At 59.5% G+C, this 21,072-nt stretch carries 20 protein-coding genes and 3 tRNA genes; 13 read left to right on the top strand and 10 right to left on the bottom strand.

Going from position 1 to position 21,072, the window contains the following annotated elements:
* The first annotated feature begins 42 nt into the window (after positions 1 to 42).
* The 3 genes from pepN (at position 43) to AC05K6_RS09895 (ending at position 3,987) form a co-directional block, all read left to right on the top strand.
* The gene (gene pepN, locus AC05K6_RS09905; RefSeq protein WP_476728445.1) at positions 43 to 2,730 is read left to right on the top strand and encodes an aminopeptidase N; all 2,688 of its coding nucleotides are present in this window, start codon (positions 43 to 45) and stop codon (positions 2,728 to 2,730) included.
* A gap of 70 nt (positions 2,731 to 2,800) precedes the next feature.
* On the top strand, positions 2,801 to 3,190 hold the full coding sequence (locus tag AC05K6_RS09900; protein WP_448307377.1) for a globin: 390 nt from the start codon (positions 2,801 to 2,803) through the stop codon (positions 3,188 to 3,190).
* A 2-nt stretch (positions 3,191 to 3,192) separates the two neighbouring features.
* Positions 3,193 to 3,987: a TSUP family transporter gene (locus AC05K6_RS09895; RefSeq protein ID WP_476728444.1), complete on the top strand. Its 795-nt coding sequence runs from the start codon at positions 3,193 to 3,195 to the stop codon at positions 3,985 to 3,987.
* A 21-nt stretch (positions 3,988 to 4,008) separates the two neighbouring features.
* On the opposite strand, the gene AC05K6_RS09890 is transcribed toward AC05K6_RS09895, so the two are convergent.
* The 5 genes from AC05K6_RS09890 to AC05K6_RS09870 all read right to left on the bottom strand — a co-directional run bounded on the left by AC05K6_RS09890 (position 4,009) and on the right by AC05K6_RS09870 (position 10,149).
* Complete coding sequence (locus tag AC05K6_RS09890) at positions 4,009 to 4,725, bottom strand: DUF8185 domain-containing protein (RefSeq protein ID WP_476728443.1); 717 nt, start codon at positions 4,723 to 4,725, stop codon at positions 4,009 to 4,011.
* Positions 4,726 to 4,808: 83 nt separating this feature from the next.
* Entirely contained in the window at positions 4,809 to 5,291 is a 483-nt protein-coding gene (locus AC05K6_RS09885) for an acyl-CoA thioesterase (RefSeq protein ID WP_293791448.1), read from the bottom strand.
* Between the two features lie 113 nt (positions 5,292 to 5,404).
* Entirely contained in the window at positions 5,405 to 7,075 is a 1,671-nt protein-coding gene (ettA, locus tag AC05K6_RS09880) for an energy-dependent translational throttle protein EttA (RefSeq protein ID WP_293791449.1), read from the bottom strand.
* 131 nt (positions 7,076 to 7,206) lie between these two features.
* Positions 7,207 to 7,719, bottom strand: coding sequence for a single-stranded DNA-binding protein (gene ssb, locus AC05K6_RS09875; protein WP_476728442.1), 513 nt, complete (start codon positions 7,717 to 7,719; stop codon positions 7,207 to 7,209).
* 183 nt (positions 7,720 to 7,902) lie between these two features.
* Entirely contained in the window at positions 7,903 to 10,149 is a 2,247-nt protein-coding gene (locus AC05K6_RS09870; protein WP_476728441.1) for a bifunctional copper resistance protein CopD/cytochrome c oxidase assembly protein, read from the bottom strand.
* Between the two features lie 130 nt (positions 10,150 to 10,279).
* Here AC05K6_RS09870 and AC05K6_RS09865 point away from each other — a divergent pair.
* A tRNA-Arg gene (locus tag AC05K6_RS09865) sits at positions 10,280 to 10,353 on the top strand.
* Positions 10,354 to 10,477: 124 nt separating this feature from the next.
* On the opposite strand, the gene AC05K6_RS09860 is transcribed toward AC05K6_RS09865, so the two are convergent.
* Positions 10,478 to 11,332, bottom strand: coding sequence for a DUF6882 domain-containing protein (locus tag AC05K6_RS09860; protein WP_476728440.1), 855 nt, complete (start codon positions 11,330 to 11,332; stop codon positions 10,478 to 10,480).
* A gap of 85 nt (positions 11,333 to 11,417) precedes the next feature.
* Between AC05K6_RS09860 and AC05K6_RS09855 the strand changes: the two genes are divergently transcribed.
* The 5 genes from AC05K6_RS09855 (at position 11,418) to AC05K6_RS09835 (ending at position 14,513) form a co-directional block, all read left to right on the top strand.
* On the top strand, positions 11,418 to 12,134 hold the full coding sequence (locus tag AC05K6_RS09855) for a lysostaphin resistance A-like protein (RefSeq protein WP_476728439.1): 717 nt from the start codon (positions 11,418 to 11,420) through the stop codon (positions 12,132 to 12,134).
* A 196-nt stretch (positions 12,135 to 12,330) separates the two neighbouring features.
* Positions 12,331 to 13,134: a mycolate reductase gene (gene cmrA, locus AC05K6_RS09850; RefSeq protein ID WP_473964110.1), complete on the top strand. Its 804-nt coding sequence runs from the start codon at positions 12,331 to 12,333 to the stop codon at positions 13,132 to 13,134.
* A gap of 58 nt (positions 13,135 to 13,192) precedes the next feature.
* Positions 13,193 to 13,825, top strand: coding sequence for an oligoribonuclease (gene orn, locus AC05K6_RS09845; protein WP_434827890.1), 633 nt, complete (start codon positions 13,193 to 13,195; stop codon positions 13,823 to 13,825).
* Positions 13,826 to 13,912: 87 nt separating this feature from the next.
* Positions 13,913 to 13,988: transfer RNA gene (locus AC05K6_RS09840), tRNA-His, on the top strand.
* A 27-nt stretch (positions 13,989 to 14,015) separates the two neighbouring features.
* The gene (locus AC05K6_RS09835) at positions 14,016 to 14,513 is read left to right on the top strand and encodes a flavin reductase family protein (RefSeq protein WP_476728438.1); all 498 of its coding nucleotides are present in this window, start codon (positions 14,016 to 14,018) and stop codon (positions 14,511 to 14,513) included.
* Between the two features lie 29 nt (positions 14,514 to 14,542).
* On the opposite strand, the gene AC05K6_RS09830 is transcribed toward AC05K6_RS09835, so the two are convergent.
* The gene (locus AC05K6_RS09830) at positions 14,543 to 14,764 is read right to left on the bottom strand and encodes a heavy-metal-associated domain-containing protein (protein ID WP_448307397.1); all 222 of its coding nucleotides are present in this window, start codon (positions 14,762 to 14,764) and stop codon (positions 14,543 to 14,545) included.
* A 383-nt stretch (positions 14,765 to 15,147) separates the two neighbouring features.
* On the opposite strand from AC05K6_RS09830, the gene AC05K6_RS09825 reads away from it, so the two are divergent.
* The gene (locus AC05K6_RS09825; protein ID WP_476728437.1) at positions 15,148 to 16,023 is read left to right on the top strand and encodes a phytoene/squalene synthase family protein; all 876 of its coding nucleotides are present in this window, start codon (positions 15,148 to 15,150) and stop codon (positions 16,021 to 16,023) included.
* A gap of 20 nt (positions 16,024 to 16,043) precedes the next feature.
* On the opposite strand, the gene AC05K6_RS09820 is transcribed toward AC05K6_RS09825, so the two are convergent.
* The gene (locus AC05K6_RS09820) at positions 16,044 to 17,240 is read right to left on the bottom strand and encodes a L,D-transpeptidase (RefSeq protein WP_476728436.1); all 1,197 of its coding nucleotides are present in this window, start codon (positions 17,238 to 17,240) and stop codon (positions 16,044 to 16,046) included.
* 310 nt (positions 17,241 to 17,550) lie between these two features.
* Between AC05K6_RS09820 and AC05K6_RS09815 the strand changes: the two genes are divergently transcribed.
* Together AC05K6_RS09815 and AC05K6_RS09810 are read left to right on the top strand one after the other, a co-directional pair.
* A tRNA-Lys gene (locus AC05K6_RS09815) sits at positions 17,551 to 17,623 on the top strand.
* A gap of 156 nt (positions 17,624 to 17,779) precedes the next feature.
* Positions 17,780 to 18,802, top strand: coding sequence for an LLM class flavin-dependent oxidoreductase (locus AC05K6_RS09810; RefSeq protein ID WP_293791460.1), 1,023 nt, complete (start codon positions 17,780 to 17,782; stop codon positions 18,800 to 18,802).
* 21 nt (positions 18,803 to 18,823) lie between these two features.
* On the opposite strand, the gene AC05K6_RS09805 is transcribed toward AC05K6_RS09810, so the two are convergent.
* Both AC05K6_RS09805 and AC05K6_RS09800 read right to left on the bottom strand, forming a co-directional pair.
* Positions 18,824 to 19,987, bottom strand: coding sequence for an AbrB family transcriptional regulator (locus AC05K6_RS09805; RefSeq protein ID WP_293791461.1), 1,164 nt, complete (start codon positions 19,985 to 19,987; stop codon positions 18,824 to 18,826).
* A 10-nt stretch (positions 19,988 to 19,997) separates the two neighbouring features.
* Positions 19,998 to 20,276: a DUF3618 domain-containing protein gene (locus tag AC05K6_RS09800; protein WP_293791462.1), complete on the bottom strand. Its 279-nt coding sequence runs from the start codon at positions 20,274 to 20,276 to the stop codon at positions 19,998 to 20,000.
* Positions 20,277 to 20,364: 88 nt separating this feature from the next.
* Here AC05K6_RS09800 and bcp point away from each other — a divergent pair, with 88 nt between their 5' ends.
* Positions 20,365 to 20,856, top strand: coding sequence for a thioredoxin-dependent thiol peroxidase (gene bcp / locus AC05K6_RS09795; RefSeq protein WP_476728435.1), 492 nt, complete (start codon positions 20,365 to 20,367; stop codon positions 20,854 to 20,856).
* Positions 20,857 to 21,072: the final 216 nt, after the last annotated feature.

Below are 21,072 nucleotides of genomic sequence, written 5' to 3'. Positions count from 1 at the left end.
CACGCGCCGGAGTTGTCCGGGCTGCCTACTAGGGTGGTTTGCATGAGTTCCATTAACCTAACCCGTACTGAAGCCGAGCACCGCGCAAGCCTCATCAGCGATGTTCACTACACCATCCAACTCGACCTCACCGGCGGCGAGCAGCCCGATAACAAGCACTTTCGCTCGCTGACGCGCATCAGCTTCACCTCTGACGCCGGGTCTACCTTCCTCGACCTGCGCGCTGACTCGCTGCTGCGGGCAGAGCTCGATGGCGAAGCGCTCGGTGGTTTTACCTATGACGCCGCAGCGGGGATTCCGCTGGAAGGCCTGTCTAGCGGCCAGCACGAGGTTGTAGTGGAGGCGGAGATCCCCTACTCCACCACAGGCCAGGGGCTGCACCGCTTTTTCGACCCCAGCGATAACCAGGCCTACATGTACACCCAGTTTGAAACGGCGGACGCCAAGCGGGTCTTCGCTTGCTTCGACCAGCCGGATATCAAGGCGACGTACGACGTGGAACTAACCACTCCCGCCGAGTGGACTGTGGTGACGAACAATGAGGTTGCTGTAGAGGAGGTTGAGGGCGTCCAAAGCAAACAGCACAGGGCTAGCGTGGACTACCTGTTGTCTACCTACCTCATTGCGTTTTGCGTTGGACCGTGGCACGTGGTGCGCGACGAGTGGCGCGGCACGATCACTGAGCACCCGGAGACCGTAGAAGCGCTGAGCAACAATCCACTGGGTGAGAACCTCCAGACCAGCGGGGAAATGCGAGTACCTCTCGCGCTATTCTGCCGCCAGTCGCTGGCGGAATATCTGGATGCCGATGAGCTTTTTGAGGTGACGAAGCAAGGCTTCGACTACTACGCAGATAAGTTCGGAATTGGCTACCCGTTCTACAAGTACGATCAAATCTTCTGCCCGGAGTACAACATGGGCGCGATGGAAAATGCGGGTGCAGTGACGATCCGCGACGAGTACATCTTCCGCTCCGCAGCCAGCCATTACCAGTACGAGCGCCGTGCGGATACGATCCTGCACGAGCTGGCGCACATGTGGTTCGGCGACTTGGTGACGATGAAGTGGTGGGATGACCTGTGGTTGAACGAATCCTTCGCTACTTGGTCTGCAGCCATGAGCCAGGCCGGCGCGACGAAGTACGACACGGCGTGGGTGACCTTCAACAGCAAGGAAAAAGCCTGGGCATATGCGCAGGACCAGCTTTCCTCTACCCACCCAGTGTTCTCCGATGCAGGCGATATTGAGACGGTCGAGGCCAACTTCGACGGCATCACCTATGCCAAGGGTGCCAGTGTGCTGAAGCAACTGGCGGCGTACGTGGGGCTGGAAGAGTTCTTTGCGGGCATCCGCGCACACTTTGCCTCTCACGCCTGGGGTAATGCGACCTTTGCGGATCTACTGGGGGCTTTGGAAAAGGCGTCGGGCCGCGACTTGTCCGATTGGTCGAATCAGTGGCTACGCACCACGGGCATTAATACTCTCACCCCGGCCTTCGACGTGGCCGACGGATCCTACACCTCCTTCGCCGTAGAACAATCGGGCGCGCAGCCCGGCGCGGGTGAGACTCGTACTCACCGCATTGCGGTAGGTATCTACAACTTTGATGACGCTGGCGCTTTACAACGCACCAATCGGGTGGAGCTGGATATTTCCGGCGAGCGCACCGAAGTGCCGGAGCTGGTTGGCGCCCCTGCCGGTGACATGGTGCTGGTTAATGACGACGACCTGGCCTACGGCAACATGGCGCTGGATGAGGCGTCACTGACCACAGCGATCGGAGGCGAGGAAGTGCCGAACATTGCCCGCATTGCCGATCCGATGGCACGCGCTCTGGTATGGTCTGCTGCCTGGCAGATGACGCGCAATGCGAATATGCGGGCACGTGACTTTATCCGCCTGGTCGCCGGTGGCGCGGTGGAGGAAACGGAGCTGGCAGTGTTGGAGCAAATCCTGGCTCAGGCACGCTCGGCAGCTGAGAACTATGCGGCCGCAGATTGGACGGATGAAGGCTGGACGCAACTGCGCGAGGCTTTCCTGGCTGCGGCGCACAAGACTAGCGGCCCGGCGCAATTGGCATTTGTCCGCGCGTTCGTGGGCTGTGTGCACTCCGCAGAGTCGGCTTCTGTTCTGCGCGCACTGCTGGGCGAAACTGGCGCATCGGAAGACAATGACGAAACGATCCCTGGGCTCAACGTGGACCAGGATCTGCGTTGGGCAGTGATCATTGCGCTTACCGCTGCTGCCCGCGCCACCGGAGAATCCACTGCACAGGTAGAGGCGCGCATCGCCGCCGAAGAATCCAAGGACAACTCCTCCAGTGGTGCAGCATTGGCGCTGCAGGCTCGCTCCTCCATACCGGATGAGCAGACCAAGCAGCAGGTCTGGCGTGCGTTGACCGTGGAAGCGCCGCAGCAGAGCAACCTGAGCCTGCGCCACCGCAACGCGGGCCTTGTGCACGTCGGCCACGGCGACCTGCTGCAACAGTTCAGCGAGGATTACATCGCCCACGCCGTGGAGTACTGGAAGTCCCTGAACTCGGAGATGGCGCTGCGCACCCTGGAGGGAATCTACCCCACTTGGGATCACAGCGAATCCACGGATGCCGCCATTGCCGAACTCGTGCAGGCGGAGGACACCCCGAGTGGTCTCCGCCGCGTGCTTTCCGAGGGACGCGACCGGGTGGCTCGTGCCAAGGCCGCCCAGGCTTTCGACGCGAAGGCTCACTAGAAGGCTCGCGAAAGAATCAAAGGATCAGTAACTGGGCGGTTCACGCTCTACAAACAGATAAGGTTGAGGCATGACTTCTAGCTTCTACGACGCTGTTGGTGAGGAAACGTTTCGCGCCATCGTGCACGAGTTCTATCGCCAGGTTCGTACCGACGATATCCTCAGGCCGATGTACCCGGAGGACGACCTCGAGGGCGCCGAAGATCGCCTGCGCTGGTTCCTGGTGCAGTATTGGGGCGGCCCTGCAGAGTTCAACGCTCGACGCGGCCACCCTCGCCTGCGGATGCGCCACGCCCCTTTCCGCATCGATACTGCTGCCCGCGACCGCTGGCTTGAGCTCATGGGCAACGCCTTGGCCACCATCGACCGCGAGCAACTGCCCGATGAGCACCGCGCGGCAATGTGGGATCACATGGAAAGAGTCGCGCACATGCTGGTGAATACCCCTGACGAGATCTAAGGATGCTAGCCGAGCTTTCCGCCGAAACATTTTCGATCCTCGCGGTGGGGTCCTTCGTTGCAGGGACGATCGATGCCATCGTCGGCGGAGGCGGACTGATCCTCATTCCCCTGATTCTGATCGTCGCACCAGCAACACCCGAAGCCGCAGCAATGGCAACGAACAAACTTGCGGCTGTTTTCGGAACTTCATCTGCCGTCGCTCGCATGCTGCGGGCATCCGATATTCGCCAGAAAATCGACCGCAAACTGGTGGCGTTTGGGGTACCGCTCGCTTTCGCCTGTGCGGCGTCGGGTGCGCTCTTGGTATCGATGCTGAGCTCCGAGGCGCTAAGGCCTCTGGTGATCTTCCTTCTGCTGGCAGTCGGAACCTATGTTGCCTTCAACCCCGGCTTCGGTAAACCTCAACATGCATCGGCACAGAACCGCCACCGCTGGCTCGTAGGACTCTTCGCAGTCGGAATTATCGCCACCTACGACGGTTTCTTCGGGCCGGGCACAGGCACGTTCCTGATCATCGCGTTCACGGCACTTCTCAGCAAGTCCTTCGTGGAGTCTGCCGTCCTAGCAAAGATCATCAACATCGCCACCAACTTGGGAGCCCTTACCGTATTCGCCATCGGCGGCCACGTGATCTGGCTCTTCGGTCTAGCCTTGGCGGCCTTTAACGTAGCCGGAGCACAAGTCGGAGCACGTCTTGTGCTATCCAAGGGAACGGGCTTCGTCCGCATTGCACTGCTAGTTATCGTCGTAGTTATGAGCATCAAATTGGGCTACGACATTTACGCCGGTTCCTAGGTCGCCTAAGTCTTCGCGGCCCTAGCGCGGTCCGGGAACCCGCGCCAGCCCACCGGGTCGTGGCGCATATACGCTTCCCACCAGCGCGTCAATGCGGATCCAACTTCCACCGGCGCTCACGCGAACGAAATCATAATCCCGCAGCTTCTCCCCAGGCTCTGGAACCAAACGCAGGCCGCCGAGCGCCGCGATGGTTCGGCCTTCGAGCGCGACGGAGGTGGTGGCGTCGCTACCGTCCGAGCGTTTCACCGAAAGAACCTGCTGTTCTAGCAGGCTGCGCGCGATACCCATGGGGCCAGAGTTCGCTTCATTTTCCGCTGCCATATCTGCGTGCAGTGTGCGCACCACGCTTCCTGGCACCGTGTCGATCAGCTCAAACCCCTGCTGCGGAGGCAGCGACCCCATCCACATCAAATCCATGTCCGCTCCCAGATCCAGGAGCTGCTGGCCGGGTTCAAACGCAACGATTGCCCCCAGTGCCTCGCTGGCATAGGCCACGGAGCCTTTCTTACCCGCGCCGCCTACCTGCCCTGGTACACGCACAGAAACAACGCAGCCTAGTGGCGTCGAAATAAAAAGATCCGTCGACCGCTCCCCCACAGCACCTAAGCGCACGAGCGCACCCGGATCCATCACCAGCGCGCGTTTCATCACTGCGCCTGCGCGCCGCATGGCGCTCACCGCCGCGGTCGCGGATCGCGAGTCAACTATTCCCTGCAGATCGATTGTGACGCCCATAATTCCCCCACCTTAGCCCCTCCCTCCGAGCCAAAGCTCGCATAGGTGAGTAGCACAACATCTAGCGGCGCACTAACGATCAGCTAGTAGCGGGCAGCGGTGGCAGCTTGGCTGGTGACGACTTCCTCGTCACCGGGGATGAGGAAAAGACTGAGGTTATGGATGTCCTGCTCATTCCATTCGCGGGACTTGCCACTCATCACGTCGATTCCCACCATGACGGCATCGATAGTGCAGGTAACTCGCCCGATGGAATCCTGGATTACCTGGCGCATTGTGCAGGACTTACGTCCCACGCCGATGAAGTAGGAGGCGACGGCCACTTCCGACTCTCCCGGCGACAGAGGGTACGGGTAGTCGATGGTGGTGTGGCGCGCGAACATCGGGGGAACCGCTATGTCCATCTCCATCAGCACGTCTTTGAGGAAGACCATTCGCGCGTCTTGGCCAAATTCCAGGTATTTTGCGTTGTTGACGTGCTGGTATTGGTCGAAATCGGACCACCGGAGTTCGCGGTGGCAGGTGTGCCAGCGAGTCCCGGTGGGCTCGTGGTCGATGAAGGGCATTGCGTTTAAAACCTCGCTTTGAACCTCACAAGTAACTTTTGTTTCGTGAACCAATCTTGCCACACCCTTCACATTGGTTCACGTTGTTACACGGTTTTAAGCGAGGAAAACACCTAGCGAGTCAGCTTGCGGTGCGTCACGCGGTGCGGGCGTGCAGCCTCCGGGCCAAGGCGATCGACCTTGTTCTTCTCGTAATCCTCGAAATTGCCCTCGAACCAGTACCACTGGCCCTCAGCGACGTTGCCTTCCCAAGCCAGGATATGAGTACAGGTGCGATCCAGGAACCAGCGGTCGTGCGAGATGACCACGGCACAGCCAGGGAACTGCTGCAGAGCGTTCTCCAAAGAGGACAGGGTCTCAACATCCAAGTCGTTAGTCGGCTCATCCAGCAGGATCAGGTTGCCTCCCTGCTTTAGCGTCAGCGCCAGGTTTAGGCGGTTACGCTCACCACCGGAAAGCACCTTGGAAGGCTTTTGCTGATCCGGCCCCTTGAAACCGAATGCGGAGAGGTACGCGCGGGAAGGCATTTCATTCTGGCCAACGTGGATGTAATCCAGGCCGTCAGAGACAACCTCCCAAACAGTCTGCTCGGGGTCGATGTTCTCGCGGTTCTGATCCACGTAGCTCAGCTGCACGGTGGAGCCGACCTTAACCTCACCGGAGTCCGGCTGCTCCAGGCCGACAATTGTCTTAAACAGGGTGGTCTTACCCACACCGTTCGGGCCAATGACGCCCACAATGCCGTTACGCGGAAGTGTGAACGATAGGTCCTTGATGAGGGTACGGCCGTCGAATCCCTTGTTCAGATCCTTGACCTCGACAACCTGGTTACCCAGGCGCGGCGGGGTCGGGATCTGAATCTCTTCAAAGTCGAGCTTCTTGTACTGCTCAGCCTCTGCAGCCATCTCTTCATAACGCTGCAGACGAGCCTTGTTCTTCGCCTGACGGGCCTTCGCGCCGGAGCGAACCCAAGCCAGCTCTTCCTTCAGGCGCTTCTGGAGTTTGGCGTCCTTCTTACCTGCAACCTCCAGGCGCTTGGCTTTGGTCTCCAGGTAGGTGGAGTAGTTGCCCTCGTACGGGTACAGCTTGCCGCGGTCGACCTCACAGATCCAGCCGGCTACGTGATCCAGGAAGTAGCGGTCGTGGGTCACGGCCAGGACCGCACCCTTGTAATCCTTCAGGTGCTGCTCCAGCCACAGCACGGACTCGGCGTCCAGGTGGTTAGTGGGCTCGTCCAGCAGCAGCAGGTCCGGCTCGCTAAGCAGTAGCTTGGCCAGCGCCACGCGACGACGCTCACCACCGGAGAGGTTAGTGACAGGCGCGTCGGCCGGCGGGCAGCGCAGTGCGTCCATCGCCTGCTCGATCTTGGAATCCAGCTCCCACGCATCTGCAGCGTCGATCTGCTCCTGCAGAGTCGTCATCTCTTCCATCAACTCATCGGTGTAGTTGGTGGCCATTTCTTCGGCGATCTCTTCATAGCGCTGGCGGATCTCGAAGATCTCACCCATGCCCTCTTCGACGTTCTGGCGAACGGTCTTTTCCTCGTTCAGCGGCGGCTCCTGCATGAGGATGCCCACGGTTGCGCCGGGGTCCAGGAATGCCTCACCGTTGGAAGGCTGATCGATGCCCGCCATGATCTTCAGGATGGAGGACTTACCTGCACCATTCGGTCCCACTACGCCGATCTTGGCGCCGGGGTAAAACGCCATTGTGACGTTATCCAGAATGACTTTGTCGCCGTGCGCCTTGCGCACGTTCTTCATGGTGTAAATGAACTCGCCCACGGTGAACTCTTCTGACCTTTCGTGGTTAGTGTCCCAATGTATTCGCCCACCTAGTGTACGTGGTGCCACCGCGGAAAGGCCTACCTGGGCTACTCCCCCGAGCAGCCCAGGTCAGCTACGCTGCCAAACGCCTAGAAAGGCGTTTTCTCCTCTCCTTCCCGTTCCTCCATGCCGGTGGTGACCGCACCAACTCCCACAAGTTCCTTGGCGACTTCCTTGGTGACCTCTTGTTCGGCGTTCTTGGCCGCGTTTTGTTCCACCGCCTTGCGGACATTCACCAATACATTGCGAGCTCCCAGATCCGGCCCGACGTGCGTCGCGCGTACTCGCAGCACACTGCGGGTCACCGTCTTACCGTCCTCCCCGCTGGCTTCCCACGTGCTCTGGACGAGGCGCCCGACCACGATCACGGACATTCCCTTGCCCACTGTCGCGATGACATTGTCCCCCAACGTGCCCCAGCACTGCACTTCCATGTAGCACGGGTCTCCGTCTTGCCACTGTCCATCCGCGCCTTGAAAGCGATGGTTCATTGCCACGCGGAATGTCGTCAACGTCGGCCCGCCGTCGAGCCCTCTGAATCGAATCTGCGGGTTATCTACTGCGTTCCCCACCAGATATGCCTGTGCCAGATTGTTGCTCATCCGACTAGTCCCCTTCCTAATTGCCGCACCGGAGCTTGTTCCCCAGCGCGTGACTCTTATTGATAGCGCGTCGAGGACTTTTCTTTTTCTTTGTGACGCCACCCTGTGGAGAACTCCACTCACGCCGAAGGCTTATCCACAGGCTGAAAGGAAGGGGGTTGACAGTCTGCGGCTGGATATGCGTTAGTCCGGATCCTGGTTCGTCTGCTCCTGTGCTGGCTTGTGCTGGGACTTTGGTTGGGGCGTGTGATGGGGCTTGTTTTTCGCCTTGTGCTTGGCGGAGTGCAGGGTGCTTTGAACGTCCTGATCGTGGTAGTCATCGCCGTAGTAGGCACGGTTACCGGTATCGATTTGACCGGTGGAAAGTCCCGCCAGCATTGCGTTGTAAGCTGCCAGCTCTTCATCCCCAGTACGCTCCTCCTTGCGATCGAAGCGCTTGGCCTCGCGCCGGTCGGAACGTAGCCACTGGAAGCCGTGGGCGATGGAAACGATAAGCAGCGGAATCTCTCCCAGCCCCCAGGTGATGCCTCCGCCCAGGAACTGTTGGTGGTCGAGGTCCACTGGGAACGGGAAGTCCAATTGGCTGTAGAAGTCCGCGTTCAGCGGCTCGGAGATCTGCATCATCGCAATACCGAACCATGCGTGGAAGGTCACCATTGCAAACAGGGTCAGCATCTTGATGAAGGGCGAGAGGTGCCGCGGTGCGGCATCTACGCCGATAATCACCCAATAGAAGATGTAACCCGAGATGATGAAGTGCAGCATCATAAACAAGTGCCCGGCGTGCTCAGGCGCGATGGCGTCAAAAAGCGGCGAGAGATACAGGTAATAGAAGCCGACGACGAATTGTGTACCAGCGACGATAGGGTTGGTCAGGAACCGCGAGACGGGGTTGTTGATGAATACAACCAACCATTCGCGCGGGCCGGCCACACCGTTTCGTCCGGCAGCGGGCAGGGCACGTAGCAGCAATGTCATGGGGCCGCCGAGAACCCAAAACACGGGCACGGCCATGGAAAGGATGACGTGCTGCAGCATGTGCGGACCAAACATTGCCATGGAGTACATGCCCAGACCAGAGCTGGTGGCGAACAAAAGGGTGATATTGCCGACAGACCACCAGATGAGGCGCTGGATGGGCCATCCGATACCGCGCTTCTTGAGGCTCAACCAAGCCCACATGTAACCCGCCTGGAGGATGATCGCGCCCACACCGAAGACGAGATCCAGGCGGAACATGGTGAAGTAGCGCCAGATCGACGGCGGTTCGGTGAGCGTGTAGCCGAGCAGCACATCCTGCTGAGTGAGGTTCACTACCTGCTCGATGGGCGGCGGAATGCGCCCCAGCGACACTGCGATGCCGATGGTGGCGGCCATGATGAAGATTTCCAAGGTGGCGAAGCGGATGAAGGGTGCGCGTTGGGCGCTGGTGGTCTTGCCGCCTTCGCCTTCGCCGTCTTGGAGTTTGGGGATGATGTGGGAGCGCTGCACCCAGCCAAACCAAGCCAGGATCAACGTCATAACCATTTTCGAGGTGATGACGAAGCCATATTGGGTGGTCAGCAATTCGTTCAGATGCACGCGCAGCAGGGCGTTAATAAACCCGGACAGCGCGACGGCAATGATGCAGAACAGCGCCAAAAAGCTATAGCGCTGGACAATGAGGGCCAGGTGCGGGCCGCGGCGTTTTGCATGTGCCAGCAGCGCGAGCAGGCCACCTACCCACAGTGAGACGCAGATGATGTGCCAGAGCAGCGAGTTAACGCCGTAATCATGGTTACCGCCCGCCGCGGAGTGCCCCTCCAGAGCCAGCGGGATGAGCGAGAGAATAGACAGCGCCAGGAAGATCGGCTGCCAAATCCATTTGCGCGTGAGCAGTGAAAGCCCACCGGCCACACCCGCAAAGATGGCAACCCAGAGCCAGGCCTTCGACGCCGACACCTGTTCCAGCGCAATCCCCCAGTACTTGGGCTTTAAAACCTCGTTGAGGGGGCTGCCGGAGATGTCCGACATGTACATCGGAATCAGCAGCAACGATAGGAGTGCGAAGCCGATCATTCCCCAGGTTCCCGTCCGGGAGGCACGAAAGCCATCAAGGGTGAGATATCCCTGCTTATCGGCGGGCGTGCCAAAGGCAGCCATGAGGAACCCGCCAAGGCCAAGGCAAGCAATGAAGATTGCCGCACCGCGGACGAAAGGAAGACCAATGGTGGTCAGCGGACCGGGGTCCGGGATGCCTAGCAATGCAAGGGACTCACCGAGGAAGGAGTAACCGATGGCCGCGCCGAAACACCCGGCGACGAGAGCGCCGATAAGGTACACGAGGCCGGGGTTGCCCAGCTTCGCGGGCTGGGTCGGGGCTTGCGCTTCCGCCTGCGCGGGCTTGGCTTGCGCTGTTTGCTTAGCTTCCTGATCTGCCTGGGTGGACATGGTTGGAACCTTACCCTGCGCTCCGGACAGGGTGAACTTCCTGGTTTTGTGATGTTGATTGCGTCACAGCTGCCACAGGGTTGCCCCGCAATTTCTGCGCGCATGCGCGTGCACTATTATCGACTCGTATGCCTCCGTAGCTCAGTGGATTAGAGCAGTGGGTTTCTACCCCATGTGTCGCGGGTTCGAGTCCTGCCGGGGGCGCTACGTCATGAGTCGCGACATGGTTGACACTACAGTCGCGACATCATGGACAAACTGGCGTCTCGGTTTTTCTTTCCCGGGGCGCGGATTTCGTTTTTTTAGCTAGAGCGTCTGACGGATTTCGTCAGGCGCTTTCCTCTGTAAGCAGCCCCTTCTTGCCAAGCTCCGCGATCGTGCCGTCTTCGTTGAAGCTCAGCTCCACCACGAAGAAGCGTCCCTCGCTGTCCGCAATCTTCCACGCGCGTTGTTTTTTCTCCGGTTCGATTTCTTCGACCGTCCAGTCTTCGCGCTGATTCGCAATCCCTTCGATGCTCCACACCGGGTCGTCACATTCCAACAATATGGCGTCGAACTTGACGAACATCACCGACAGATCCGTCTCCCGTATCGGTGGGTTGAACGAATCCATCAAGTAAATGCGGATCTCGGACTCGTCTTCGTTCGGAATGCTTGCGTAACAAGCATGCGAACCAAAGATTTCGAACGCGCTATCCCCCACATCCTCCGAAACGGCTGCCGCTGCAATTGACGGCGCATACAGCTCGTCGCCTTCTTCGCCTTCCTCATTTTCCGTGTCTTCCCCGCTATCCGATTCAGCTTCATCGCCGTCCCACTCTGGAACCTCGTAAGGCACCACTGGGGTCGTAAACCCGGGCAGGTCTTGTTCCTCACCCCACTCGCGCATCGCCTCTGCGGCAAGGCGCCGACCAAGTTCTGCAGCTCCGGAAACAGCCGCTTCATCCGCCCATTCCCACTTAAGAGTCGCAGACTCCACGTCAACGGTCGCGACGAGTTCCACTCGAACATTGGCGAGCTTAACCCGCCCCTGAAACTGGTAGTACTGCTCGCCTTCAATTTCACCTACGGCAATTCCCCAGTCATCGCCAACGCGTTCTTCGATCTGTTCCATGATGTGCTCACAGCGCACATGGGCATACAGCGCGGCGTGCTGTCCAACTCTGCGAATATCGGGGATCATGTATTAAGGCTAACCGAGGCCTGTTTTCCCCGCTGAACACATTCTCCAAACACTTCAACCGACCACGCAAAAACTAGGAACGGAAGTGAACCAAGTGAATTCTGCCAGTATTCGTTACCGGGAACTTACCGCCCCACAAGCTCGCGACGCCTTAGTCGCTGCCCTCGCATTTCTTTCTGTCTGTGGGCTCTTAGTTGCCCAGGTGTTTGGCCTCTCTGAATCATCTGCCAGCGACAAGACGACGTGCATTGTCATGGCCTTCACGCTTCCGATCGCTTTCGGTGCCCCGATGTGGCTTTTGCTTCGATACCTTCGGAAACGAAACATCGAAACTGGCCTTCTTCCGCTATCAAACAAGGCTGGACATCTTTTTTGGCTAATTCCGCTCGTTTCCATCGGCGCTGCTACAGTCGCAATTGGTTCGAGCAACCTGCTGGACAGCATTTTCAGCGAACAATCCCCCGCCGCCGAAGAGTCCAGCTCGATTTCGGTGCACCTTTCGGTAATCTTCGCCCTCATTGCATACCTCATGGTCGGCCCGTTTCTCGAAGAGCTAGTCTTTCGTCGCATACTGATGGGCTACTTTGACACGATCATGCCCGTCGCCTCGAGTATCGGCCTGAGTTCACTGCTATTCGGGCTCGCGCGAATTAGCCCGCCCATCATCATCTACGCCTTCTTGTTGGGCCTAGGCTCCGCGCTCTTCACCCGCTGGCAAGGAACCCTTTGGGGTGGACTTTACCTCTATTTATTCAGCAACTCCCTCGTCACACCTATAGTCCTGATAATGGTGTTCGCCTAAACTTTCCTCGCACTCCATTCACCCCACTTCTCCGCGCTTTAGCGTGCCCCGCACCTTGTCCGCACCGCCCGCTATGGTTGTAGCCATGACTGCGAATAGCCGCTTTAACCCTATTGACGCCCTCCGCTCCCTCCCCCTGGAGCAGCTCCCCGTCCCACTGCCGTTCGGCCTGGGCAAGTCCCAGAAGTCCGCGGAACTGGACCTCCCCGCCCCCACTCCAGGCTCCTACGCTGTGATCACCGGCGCTTCCTCCGGCATCGGTAAGGCCATCGCCGAGGAGCTCGCCCGGCGCGGCTACGACCTGCTCCTGGTCGCCCGCACCGTAGCCCCCATGCAGGAGATCGCGGACGCATTCCCAGATCGCGACGTGCAGATCCGCTCCGTCGACCTGGCGGATGCGCCCGCCCGCGCAGAACTGCTAGAAGAGCTCCGCACCACCCCGGTCAGCATCATCATCAACTCAGCGGGCATTGCCACCTTTGGCCAGTTCAAGGATCTCGACTGGGACTATGAGCGCCTGCAATTCGAACTAAACGCCACTGCTCTCTACGAACTCACGCAGGCCGTGCTGCCGAGAATGCTGGAACGTGGCGAGGGCGGGATCGTCAACGTCGGCTCCGCCGCGGGCAACATGGCCATCCCTGGAAACGCCACCTACGTGGGCACCAAGGCGATGGTCAATACCTTCACCGAATCACTGCACTACGAACTCAAAGATCACGGCATTAAGTGCACCCTTCTGGCACCCGGCCCTGTGCGCGAGGCACGCAAGGAAGATGAACAGCTCACCGAGGTTGACGATGCCGTCCCGGATTTCCTCTGGACCACCTACGAGGACTGTGCCTTGGACACCCTTGCCGCACTTGCCAAGAACAAGCTGCGCGTAGTCCCCGGCCCTTTGTCAAAGGCCATGAATTTCGTATCCACCTATCTGCCGCGGAAGGTCACCGCCCCCATCGTCGGCAAGTTCTACGCCCAAATGGCAACCGAAAGCGACTGATTCCGAGGAGGCGTCACCCAAAAAGACATAGAATTATCAACAACAGAAAGGAACCTCCGTGAACACCACCCCGAACCAAGTTGCCAAGAACGACCGACTCGTATGGGTCGACTGCGAAATGACGGGCCTGGACCCCGACCAGCACGTACTGGTCGAGATCGCGGTCATTGTGACGGATGCGGAGCTCAACCCGCTCGACGACGGTCTGGACCTGGTGATTCACGCAACCGAACGCGACCTCGCCCGCATGGATGCCGTCGTGACGAAGATGCACGGCGAATCCGGACTGACGGAACAGATCCGCGCCTCCGATATCACTCTGGAAGAGGCCGAAGAGCAGGTTGTGGAGTACGTCAAGAAGCATGTGCCGACCGCGGGCGTGGCACCGCTGGCGGGCAACAGCATCGGCGCTGATCGGAAGTTCATCACCCGCTACATGCCGCACCTGGACCAGTACCTGCACTACCGCATGATCGACGTCTCCAGCCTGAAGGAACTTGCCCGCCGCTGGTACCCACGTGTGTACAACGGCCAGCCGGCGAAGGGCATGACGCACCGGGCGCTGGCGGACATCAAGGAGTCCATCCGCGAGCTGGATTTCTACCGCCGCGCAATGTTGATTGAGGCTGACCCGACCAACGCTGACGTCACCGCCGCCGCGAAAGCTGCCACGGAGCGTTTCCCGATCTAACCCCAGTTTTAGCCCCCCACGACCTGGCCTTTTGGTTAAGGCACGGGGTGTCGGCTAACATGAAATCCGCTGTTTTCAACAGCAATGGTGACTGTAGTTCAGCTGGTAGAGCACTAGGTTGTGATCCTAGGTGTCGCGGGTTCGAGTCCCGTCAGTCACCCCAAATTTTTTTAAAGGTCTAGTGATGCTAATGAGTAACACCGATCTTCAAACAGCGTTTCGGGATGTCTTCCGCGGACACCCAGCGGGGGTAACGCTAATCACCGCAACCGTCGACGGCGAGCCCGTCGGCCTCACGGCATCGTCGGTTTCCTCGCTTTCACTCGACCCACTCTCGATCAGTTTCTCGCTGATGAAGCGCACGGGTTCGGCTGGCAAATTACTGCGGTCGAGCAGCATGTTGGTGCACTTTCTTAGTGACGCCCAGTCCCCCATCGCGCACTCCTTCGCCACGTCGGGCGCGGACCGCTTCGCGGAATCTCAAGGGTGGGTAACCGCGGAGACTGGCGAGCCGCTACTTCCGAACTCCCGAGCCGTGATCCGCGCGCGGATTTCAGATACAGCGAAGGCCGGGGAGGCCACGCTAGTGGCGGCGGAAGTGCTGGACGTGTCGGCGACCTCCGAGGACTCTGCGTTGCTTTTCCTTGGCCACAAGTTCTACAGCATCGCGGGGTTGCGCCCCTTCTAACGGCGGGCACTCCCGCCTGGCCCACTCCCCTACGCGCGGCGAATAGCTTCGTAGCCCGCCTCGTCGACAGCATCGATAACTTGCTGATCGCTGAGCTCGCCAGCAGTTGCATCATGCTCAAACGTCAGCAGCCCCTTGTCTGCACTGACCTCGATATTCGTAACCCCAGGAAGGTTCGCGACCTCCTCCTTTACGGCGTTTTCACAGTGTCCGCAGCTCATACCCTTGACGTCGTAGCTGTATGTGGTCATGCTGGAAGCCTCTCTTTCCATAGCTTTATTTCTCTGCTTTATTTTTCTGGCGCCTAAGAAGCACTCGGTATGCACAACATCTCGCAGGGAACATTCATTCCGCGGGACCTCGCATTAGCCAGCGCATCCAGCGGCTCACGGCGCCGATACGCGCCATGATACGTGCGATCCCCCCGCCCTCTCAGAGGGCAAATGTCCAAAATCAACGGGTTAACGCGAAAAGTAGAAAAATCGCAAAATTCGCACCCCCTCTGACCTGCACAAATAGAATAGTTATGTTTTAAGATATGGAATTTTGGACATCTGACCCAAACCACCAATCCACCGGGGCCTGAACCACCACCCCACAGGCACTCCTCCCCCATGGGATAGCATTATCAACCATGGCCCGCATCCACCACGCCCCCGCCGCGCTGTACACGCAGGCCTCTACCTCCGCGGCCGCCAGCTTTATCCGCCATTACTCCACCAGCTTTTACCTGGCCAGCGAACTCCTCGCACCAACCGTCAGACTACACATCCGCAACATCTATGCCCTCGCTCGCATCGCAGACGAAATCGTCGACGGTACGGCTGAGGCGCTTAGCCAGCCGGCCTGCGGCGTCCAAAAGACCCTCGACGACTACGAACGCACCACCCTCGCGGCGCTAGACACCGGCTTCAGCACCGACCCCATCGCGCACGCGTTCGCCCTCACAGCGCGCTGGGCTGGATTCGATCGCCCCTGGACGGTGGACTTCTTCGCGTCCATGCGCTCTGACGCCCCCAGCGCCAAATCCTTGCCTCTCCGCGCATACGTGCACGGCTCCGCGGGCGTGATCGGCTGGATGTGCAACGCGGTATTCGCAGCTCACGCCGCCGAGGCAGGGCGCCCGCTGACCCCGGAGCAGCGCGCGGAGACTGATGCGGGAGCCTACGCGCTGGGTAGCGCCTTCCAAAAGGTGAACTTCCTGCGGGATTACCAGGAAGATACGGTCGGTTTGCAGCGTTCCTATCTGCCAAAACTCACAGAGGAATCAAAGGCCAAGCTTGTCGCAGAGATCCGCGAGGAACTTGCCCAGGCTTATGCGACCATGCACTTGCTGCCGCTATCAGCCCGCGTGGGCGTTGTCGGGGCGCACGATCTCTTCGCTGCGCTGAATGAGCGGCTCGCCCGCACCTCCGTCGAGCAACTAAAAACGGCCCGCGTGCAAGTGCCGCGAGCCGAGAAGGCGAGGATTATCGCGCGTGCCCTCCCCCGCGCTGCACGCCTGCGTTAGGCGCGCGGCTAGCTCCAGCGCTAGCCGTTAGCGTTGCCGGCCTTCCAGGTATTCCACGGGATGTTCCAGTCGCCTAACCCGTCGACACCGTTCAGAGTCTCTCCCTGGGTGTTCTTCACCTCAACAATGTCGCCACGCTTCATGTGGTTAAACACCCAGGCGGCGTTTTCCACCGAAACATTCAGACAACCGTGGGAAGTATTGGTGTTGCCCTGCGCGTACACGCTCCACGGAGCTGCGTGGATGTAAATACCCGAGTAGCTCATCTGCGTCGCGTACTGCACGTCAGTCTTGTACGACCCCGCGCCGGTCAGGCCGAACGTTGAGGAATCCATGGTCAGCGTCTCAAACTGGTCGCCGATGATGTACGTACCATTCGGCGTGGGGTACTCATAGTCCCTGCCCATAGAAACCGGCATAGTCTGCAGAGTCTTGCCGTTCTTCTTGATGGTCATCATCTTCGTGTTGTCATCCACGACCGCGCGCACGTCATCGCCGATGGTGAACTTTGCACTGCGGTCCTCACCGCCATACACACCTTCGCCGAGCTTGGTGCCATACAGGTTGGCCTTCACCTTCACCTTGGTGCCTGGCTTCCAATAGTCCTTGGGTCGCCAGCGGAGGTTCTGGGGCGAGATCCAGTAGAAAGCACCTTCCACCTTCGGCGTGGTCTCCACTGTGATGGCATCCTCGACTGCCTTGCGGTCCTCCACTGGGGCGTCGAAGTACAGGGCGATGGTCTGGCCGATGCCTACAGTCGAACCGTCGAGCGGGGCCAGCGCGCCGTTGAGTGTCGTGGCCGGGGAGACGGTCGTGAAGGTCTGCTTGAGTTGCTTATCGCCGGACTTCGCGGTCAGGGTGTATGTGCGCGAGTAGCCGAGTTTCGTAGGCACGGTCCACTTGGTCTTGTCGTCGTTGTACTTGCCCTTGATCTCCTCGCCCGCATCGTTCGTCAGCGAGACCTTGTCGATCTTCTGGCTACCTTTAACCTGCACATGCTCGGAGACGTCGACATCAGTGCCACCGTCCTTCATGTTGGAGGTCAGTTCGATGTTCTTCTTTTCGCCTTCACCGTCGCTCGTCGAAGCATTCGAACTGATCTTCGGATCGTCGTTATGGTCGATCGTGCACGATGCGGTGAAAGCGACCAGGGCAACGCTTAGCGACGCCGCAGTGATCCGTGAAAAGGTTTGACCCAAAACCTTGGTGCTGCGCAAGTCTTACTCCAAGAAAGAAATGTGTGTGTAGAAAATGTGACTGTCCTAAACCATAACGGTTGCTGTTGGAGGAACGTTAGTGATTTGACCGGGTTTCAGCTGTTCGTAGCGTAAACGTTATAAACGGTGGCGATACCTCCTGGCTTGTATTCGTGCACTCGCTTCCGCCAGGCTGTCCACTCTTGCAGCTAACTTCTAGCCACGCTTGCGGACTGCCAATTATCCGCCCCGACCAGGCGATTTGTGTTGTACACACACCAAGGTATAAAGTTTTCCACGTTGCCGAGGCGCACAGCGCTTCGAATAACGCGGGCTATTAGCTCAATTGGCAGAGCAGCTGACTCTTAATCAGCGGGTTCGGGGTTCGAGTCCCTGATAGCCCACACTCTCACCCCCATCGGGATCTATCCCGGTGGGGGTTTTATTTTACCTACCCCCGACCAACGCCAGCGGAATAACCGCCCCACCACGGTGGTTATCGTCTGTAAAGGACTCAAAACCCTATAGCAGGCCCACACCAAGGAGGCATCCAAACCACTATGACGGACACGACGGCACACGAGAACTCCCTTTCCCCGCTGAGCCTGCTGGACTTCGCCACCGTCTACAAGGGCGAGCGCCCCGCCGACGCATTCAACCGCTCCGTCCAGTGGGCCCAGCAAGCCGAGAAGCTCGGTTTCAAGCGCATCTGGTACTCAGAGCACCACAACATGAAATCCATCGCCAGCTCCTCGCCTGCCGTCCTCATTGCACACATTGCGGCTAAGACCTCCACGATTAACTTGGGCGCCGGTGGCGTCATGCTCCCGAACCACGCCCCGCTCGTCATCGCCGAGCAGTTCGGCACCCTCGCAGAGCTCCACCCGGGCCGCATTGATCTCGGCCTCGGCCGCGCCCCCGGCACCGACCAAATGACCCTCCGTGCCCTGCGCCGCGAGCCTTCCGCGGCGGAGACCTTCCCGCAAGACGTCGCCGAACTCAACGGCTACCTCAACGGCGAGTCCAAGATCCCCGGTGTTGTAGCCGTCCCCGGCATGGGCACTAATGTGCCACTGTACATCCTGGGTTCCTCCCTATTCGGCGCACAGCTAGCTGCACACCTGGGCCTGCCTTACAGCTTCGCCAGCCATTTTGCGCCCGCCGCTCTCACGCAGGCCGTGCAGGTCTACCGAGACAACTACCAGCCCTCGGAACGCCACCCGGAGCCTTATGTCATCGCCGCAGTAAACGTCACCGCCGCCGATTCCCAAGAAGAGGCCGATGAGCAGTGGCGCCAGGTCTGCCGCAACCGCGTGCGCATCATGGCGGGTCGTGGCCGCAGCCTATCGGAAGCGGAACTGGACATGCTCATTGATTCCCCCGCCGGCCAGCAGATCCTGGATATGTTGCGCTACTCCGCCGTCGGCACACGCGATGTCGTCCGCCGTTACCTCGAGGAGTTCCGCACTCACGCCCAAGCCGACGAGCTCATGGTCTCGCTGCAGTCGCCGTCGACCGCGGAATCCCTGCGGTCTATGGAAATTCTTGCGGACGCCGCCTCACTCTCCCCCGCCCAGCGCTAACCACTAGGTTCCTAGGAGTTACTACCCCTGGCGCTGCGTCTCACGCGGCTCCGGCCGCCCGTCTGCCGCGCCCGGGCCAAACACCAGCCGAATGATCTGCGGCGCGTAGGCGCCCACCACCAACATGGCGATCATGCGCATTACTTGAATGACCGTGACGATCGGCTGGCTGCCCGCGTCGTGCGCGAATGCGAGGACTGCGTAGATGCCGCCAGGCACGGTGGCCAGGTAGGCGTCCAAAACCTTGAAGTCCCATAGTCCCGCGATGGCGAAGGCCGTGCCGATAGAGCTGGCGATCATCAGGGCGATCACCCCCAGAATGACGGGCAGAGCCTTCACGAACTGCCGTAGCGCGCCCTTTGTCAGAGTGCCACCGGCCTGCACGCCGACGAGCGCATAGGCCAGCTTCTCCAGCAGCCCGTTCGGCGCAATGAACTCGTGCGGCACGCTGAAGACCATCACGCCAATCATGGCGAAAGCAATGCTGAGCAGCAGGTACGGCGAACTAATACTGAACCAGCGGGCAGTCAGGCGCGTAAACGCCCACACAGTCAGCCCCACGACCACCGCACCGACCACGCCTTGCCAGTTCGTCTGTAGGCCGTCGAGGAGGCTTTCTTTTCCTGTTGACGCCCCCTCCGCCGCGTCTGCTTCGTCGCCCCCGACTTGGGAAAGCAGGGTGACCAGCCCGGGCAGGGTCAAGACGATAATGGATACGCGAAGGTATTGCGTCAGGGTGACAAAGCGTGTGTCCGCATTCAGCTCGCGGGAGAGCATCACCATCGCGCTGGCCCCGCCTGCGAGCGTGGCCAGGACGGAGGTAGCCGGGCCGACCCGGTGAATGCGCACCAACAGCCAAGAGGCCAATAGGCACACCGCCAGCGTAACCACCAGCGACATGGCGGTGGGTCCGGCATAAGAGGCAATGGTGCCGACGTTGATGGTGGTCAGAGGCGAGGAACACAAAAGGGCGATGATCACCTGGGAGGGGATCATCGCCTTCTTGGGCGGGCTGACCTGCCGGTCGCTGAAAATGGCATAAATGCCGAAGACGATCAGGAAAGAAAAAATCCACGCGGCAGGAACCCCCACCGCTTCGCAGGCGAAACCTGCGCCGATCGAAAATATGGTCAGCAGACCAAGCGTGGCCAGCTTCTTAGGGCTGGGCAGCGCCAGACTTTGCAACGCTACCCGCTTAGCGGGTTGCAGCCAGCAGGCGCTGGATTTCCTTGATCTGCTTCTTTTCCTTGCGCTTGGAGCCGATCGCCAATGCGGTCAGCAGTGCAACACCGGCGACAACGCCACCGATGATCATCTGCACCTTCGGCTCCTTGAGGGTGTTCACGGCCTGGCCGCGAGCGTCATCCGCCAGGTTCTTCGGATCTGCACGGACGGACAGCTCCTCCAGCGTCCGTCCCAGCTGGCTGCGGGTGCGTTCAATGTCGCGCTGGATGGCATCGATGCTACGGGCCACGGAAGTTTCTCCCTTATTCGAACGTTTAATTGCTACCTGAACATTGTAAATGATCCAGCCCGTCAGCGCTTTCGCTAGGGTGGGGTGCATGACTGAGAACAGCAATTCCACCGCAAACCAACCCACCCGCCTGCAGGTCGGCGACAAGGCTCCGGAGTTTTCTCTGACCAGCGATTCCGGCGAAAACGTGCGCCTGGCGGACTACGCGGGCCGCAAGGTGATCGTGTACTTCTACCCCAAGGCTGATACTCCCGGCTGCACCACCGAGGCCTGTGATTTCCGCGATTCCCTCACCGAGCTCAACGGCCAGGGCGTCGACGTCGTCGGCATTTCTCCCGACAAGGTAGAAGCCCTGGAGAAGTTCCGCGATAAGTACGAGCTGACCTTCCCCCTTCTGTCCGACGCCGACAAGTCCGTCATGAAAGCCTATGGCGCATTTGGAGAGAAGAAGAACTACGGGAAGGTTGTTCAGGGCGTGATCCGCTCCACGTTCGTCATCGACGAGGAAGGCAAGATCGCCGTGGCGAAGTACAACGTGAAGGCCACCGGCCACGTCGCACGCATCGCCAAGGAGCTCTAACGCGCGATCATTCGCACATGCGACCGCACTCCCCTTGTACTAGCGGGCGCAAATAAGTCGGAAATGAACACAGCCCCGCTATGTCTGAACTGCTCCCCATTAGTTGGACTGAGAAATCAGTTACCGACTAGTGGGGAGTAGTTTTCATTGAGAGCACGAAGTTCGCTAAGTGAGCATCAGCGCGAGCAGTTGGTTGAACTATTTGAGCAAGGCATG

This window comes from Corynebacterium sp. TUM25020, from assembly GCF_056388495.1.
Note: the sequence above shows the minus strand (reverse complement) of the source record. Positions and strands in the feature narration are given on the sequence as shown.

Bases quoted from the DNA above. Each gene is read 5' to 3' on its own strand.
- pepN (WP_476728445.1), top strand. From the start codon at position 43: ATGAGTTCCATTAACCTAACCCGTACTGAAGCCGAGCACCGCGCAAGC.
- AC05K6_RS09900 (WP_448307377.1), top strand. From the start codon at position 2,801: ATGACTTCTAGCTTCTACGACGCTGTTGGTGAGGAAACGTTTCGCGCC.
- AC05K6_RS09895 (WP_476728444.1), top strand. From the start codon at position 3,193: ATGCTAGCCGAGCTTTCCGCCGAAACATTTTCGATCCTCGCGGTGGGG.
- AC05K6_RS09890 (WP_476728443.1), bottom strand. From the start codon at position 4,725: ATGGGCGTCACAATCGATCTGCAGGGAATAGTTGACTCGCGATCCGCG.
- AC05K6_RS09885 (WP_293791448.1), bottom strand. From the start codon at position 5,291: ATGCCCTTCATCGACCACGAGCCCACCGGGACTCGCTGGCACACCTGC.
- ssb (WP_476728442.1), bottom strand. From the start codon at position 7,719: ATGAGCAACAATCTGGCACAGGCATATCTGGTGGGGAACGCAGTAGAT.
- AC05K6_RS09870 (WP_476728441.1), bottom strand. From the start codon at position 10,149: ATGTCCACCCAGGCAGATCAGGAAGCTAAGCAAACAGCGCAAGCCAAG.
- AC05K6_RS09860 (WP_476728440.1), bottom strand. From the start codon at position 11,332: ATGATCCCCGATATTCGCAGAGTTGGACAGCACGCCGCGCTGTATGCC.
- AC05K6_RS09835 (WP_476728438.1), top strand. From the start codon at position 14,016: ATGAGTAACACCGATCTTCAAACAGCGTTTCGGGATGTCTTCCGCGGA.
- AC05K6_RS09830 (WP_448307397.1), bottom strand. From the start codon at position 14,764: ATGACCACATACAGCTACGACGTCAAGGGTATGAGCTGCGGACACTGT.
- AC05K6_RS09825 (WP_476728437.1), top strand. From the start codon at position 15,148: ATGGCCCGCATCCACCACGCCCCCGCCGCGCTGTACACGCAGGCCTCT.
- AC05K6_RS09810 (WP_293791460.1), top strand. From the start codon at position 17,780: ATGACGGACACGACGGCACACGAGAACTCCCTTTCCCCGCTGAGCCTG.
- bcp (WP_476728435.1), top strand. From the start codon at position 20,365: ATGACTGAGAACAGCAATTCCACCGCAAACCAACCCACCCGCCTGCAG.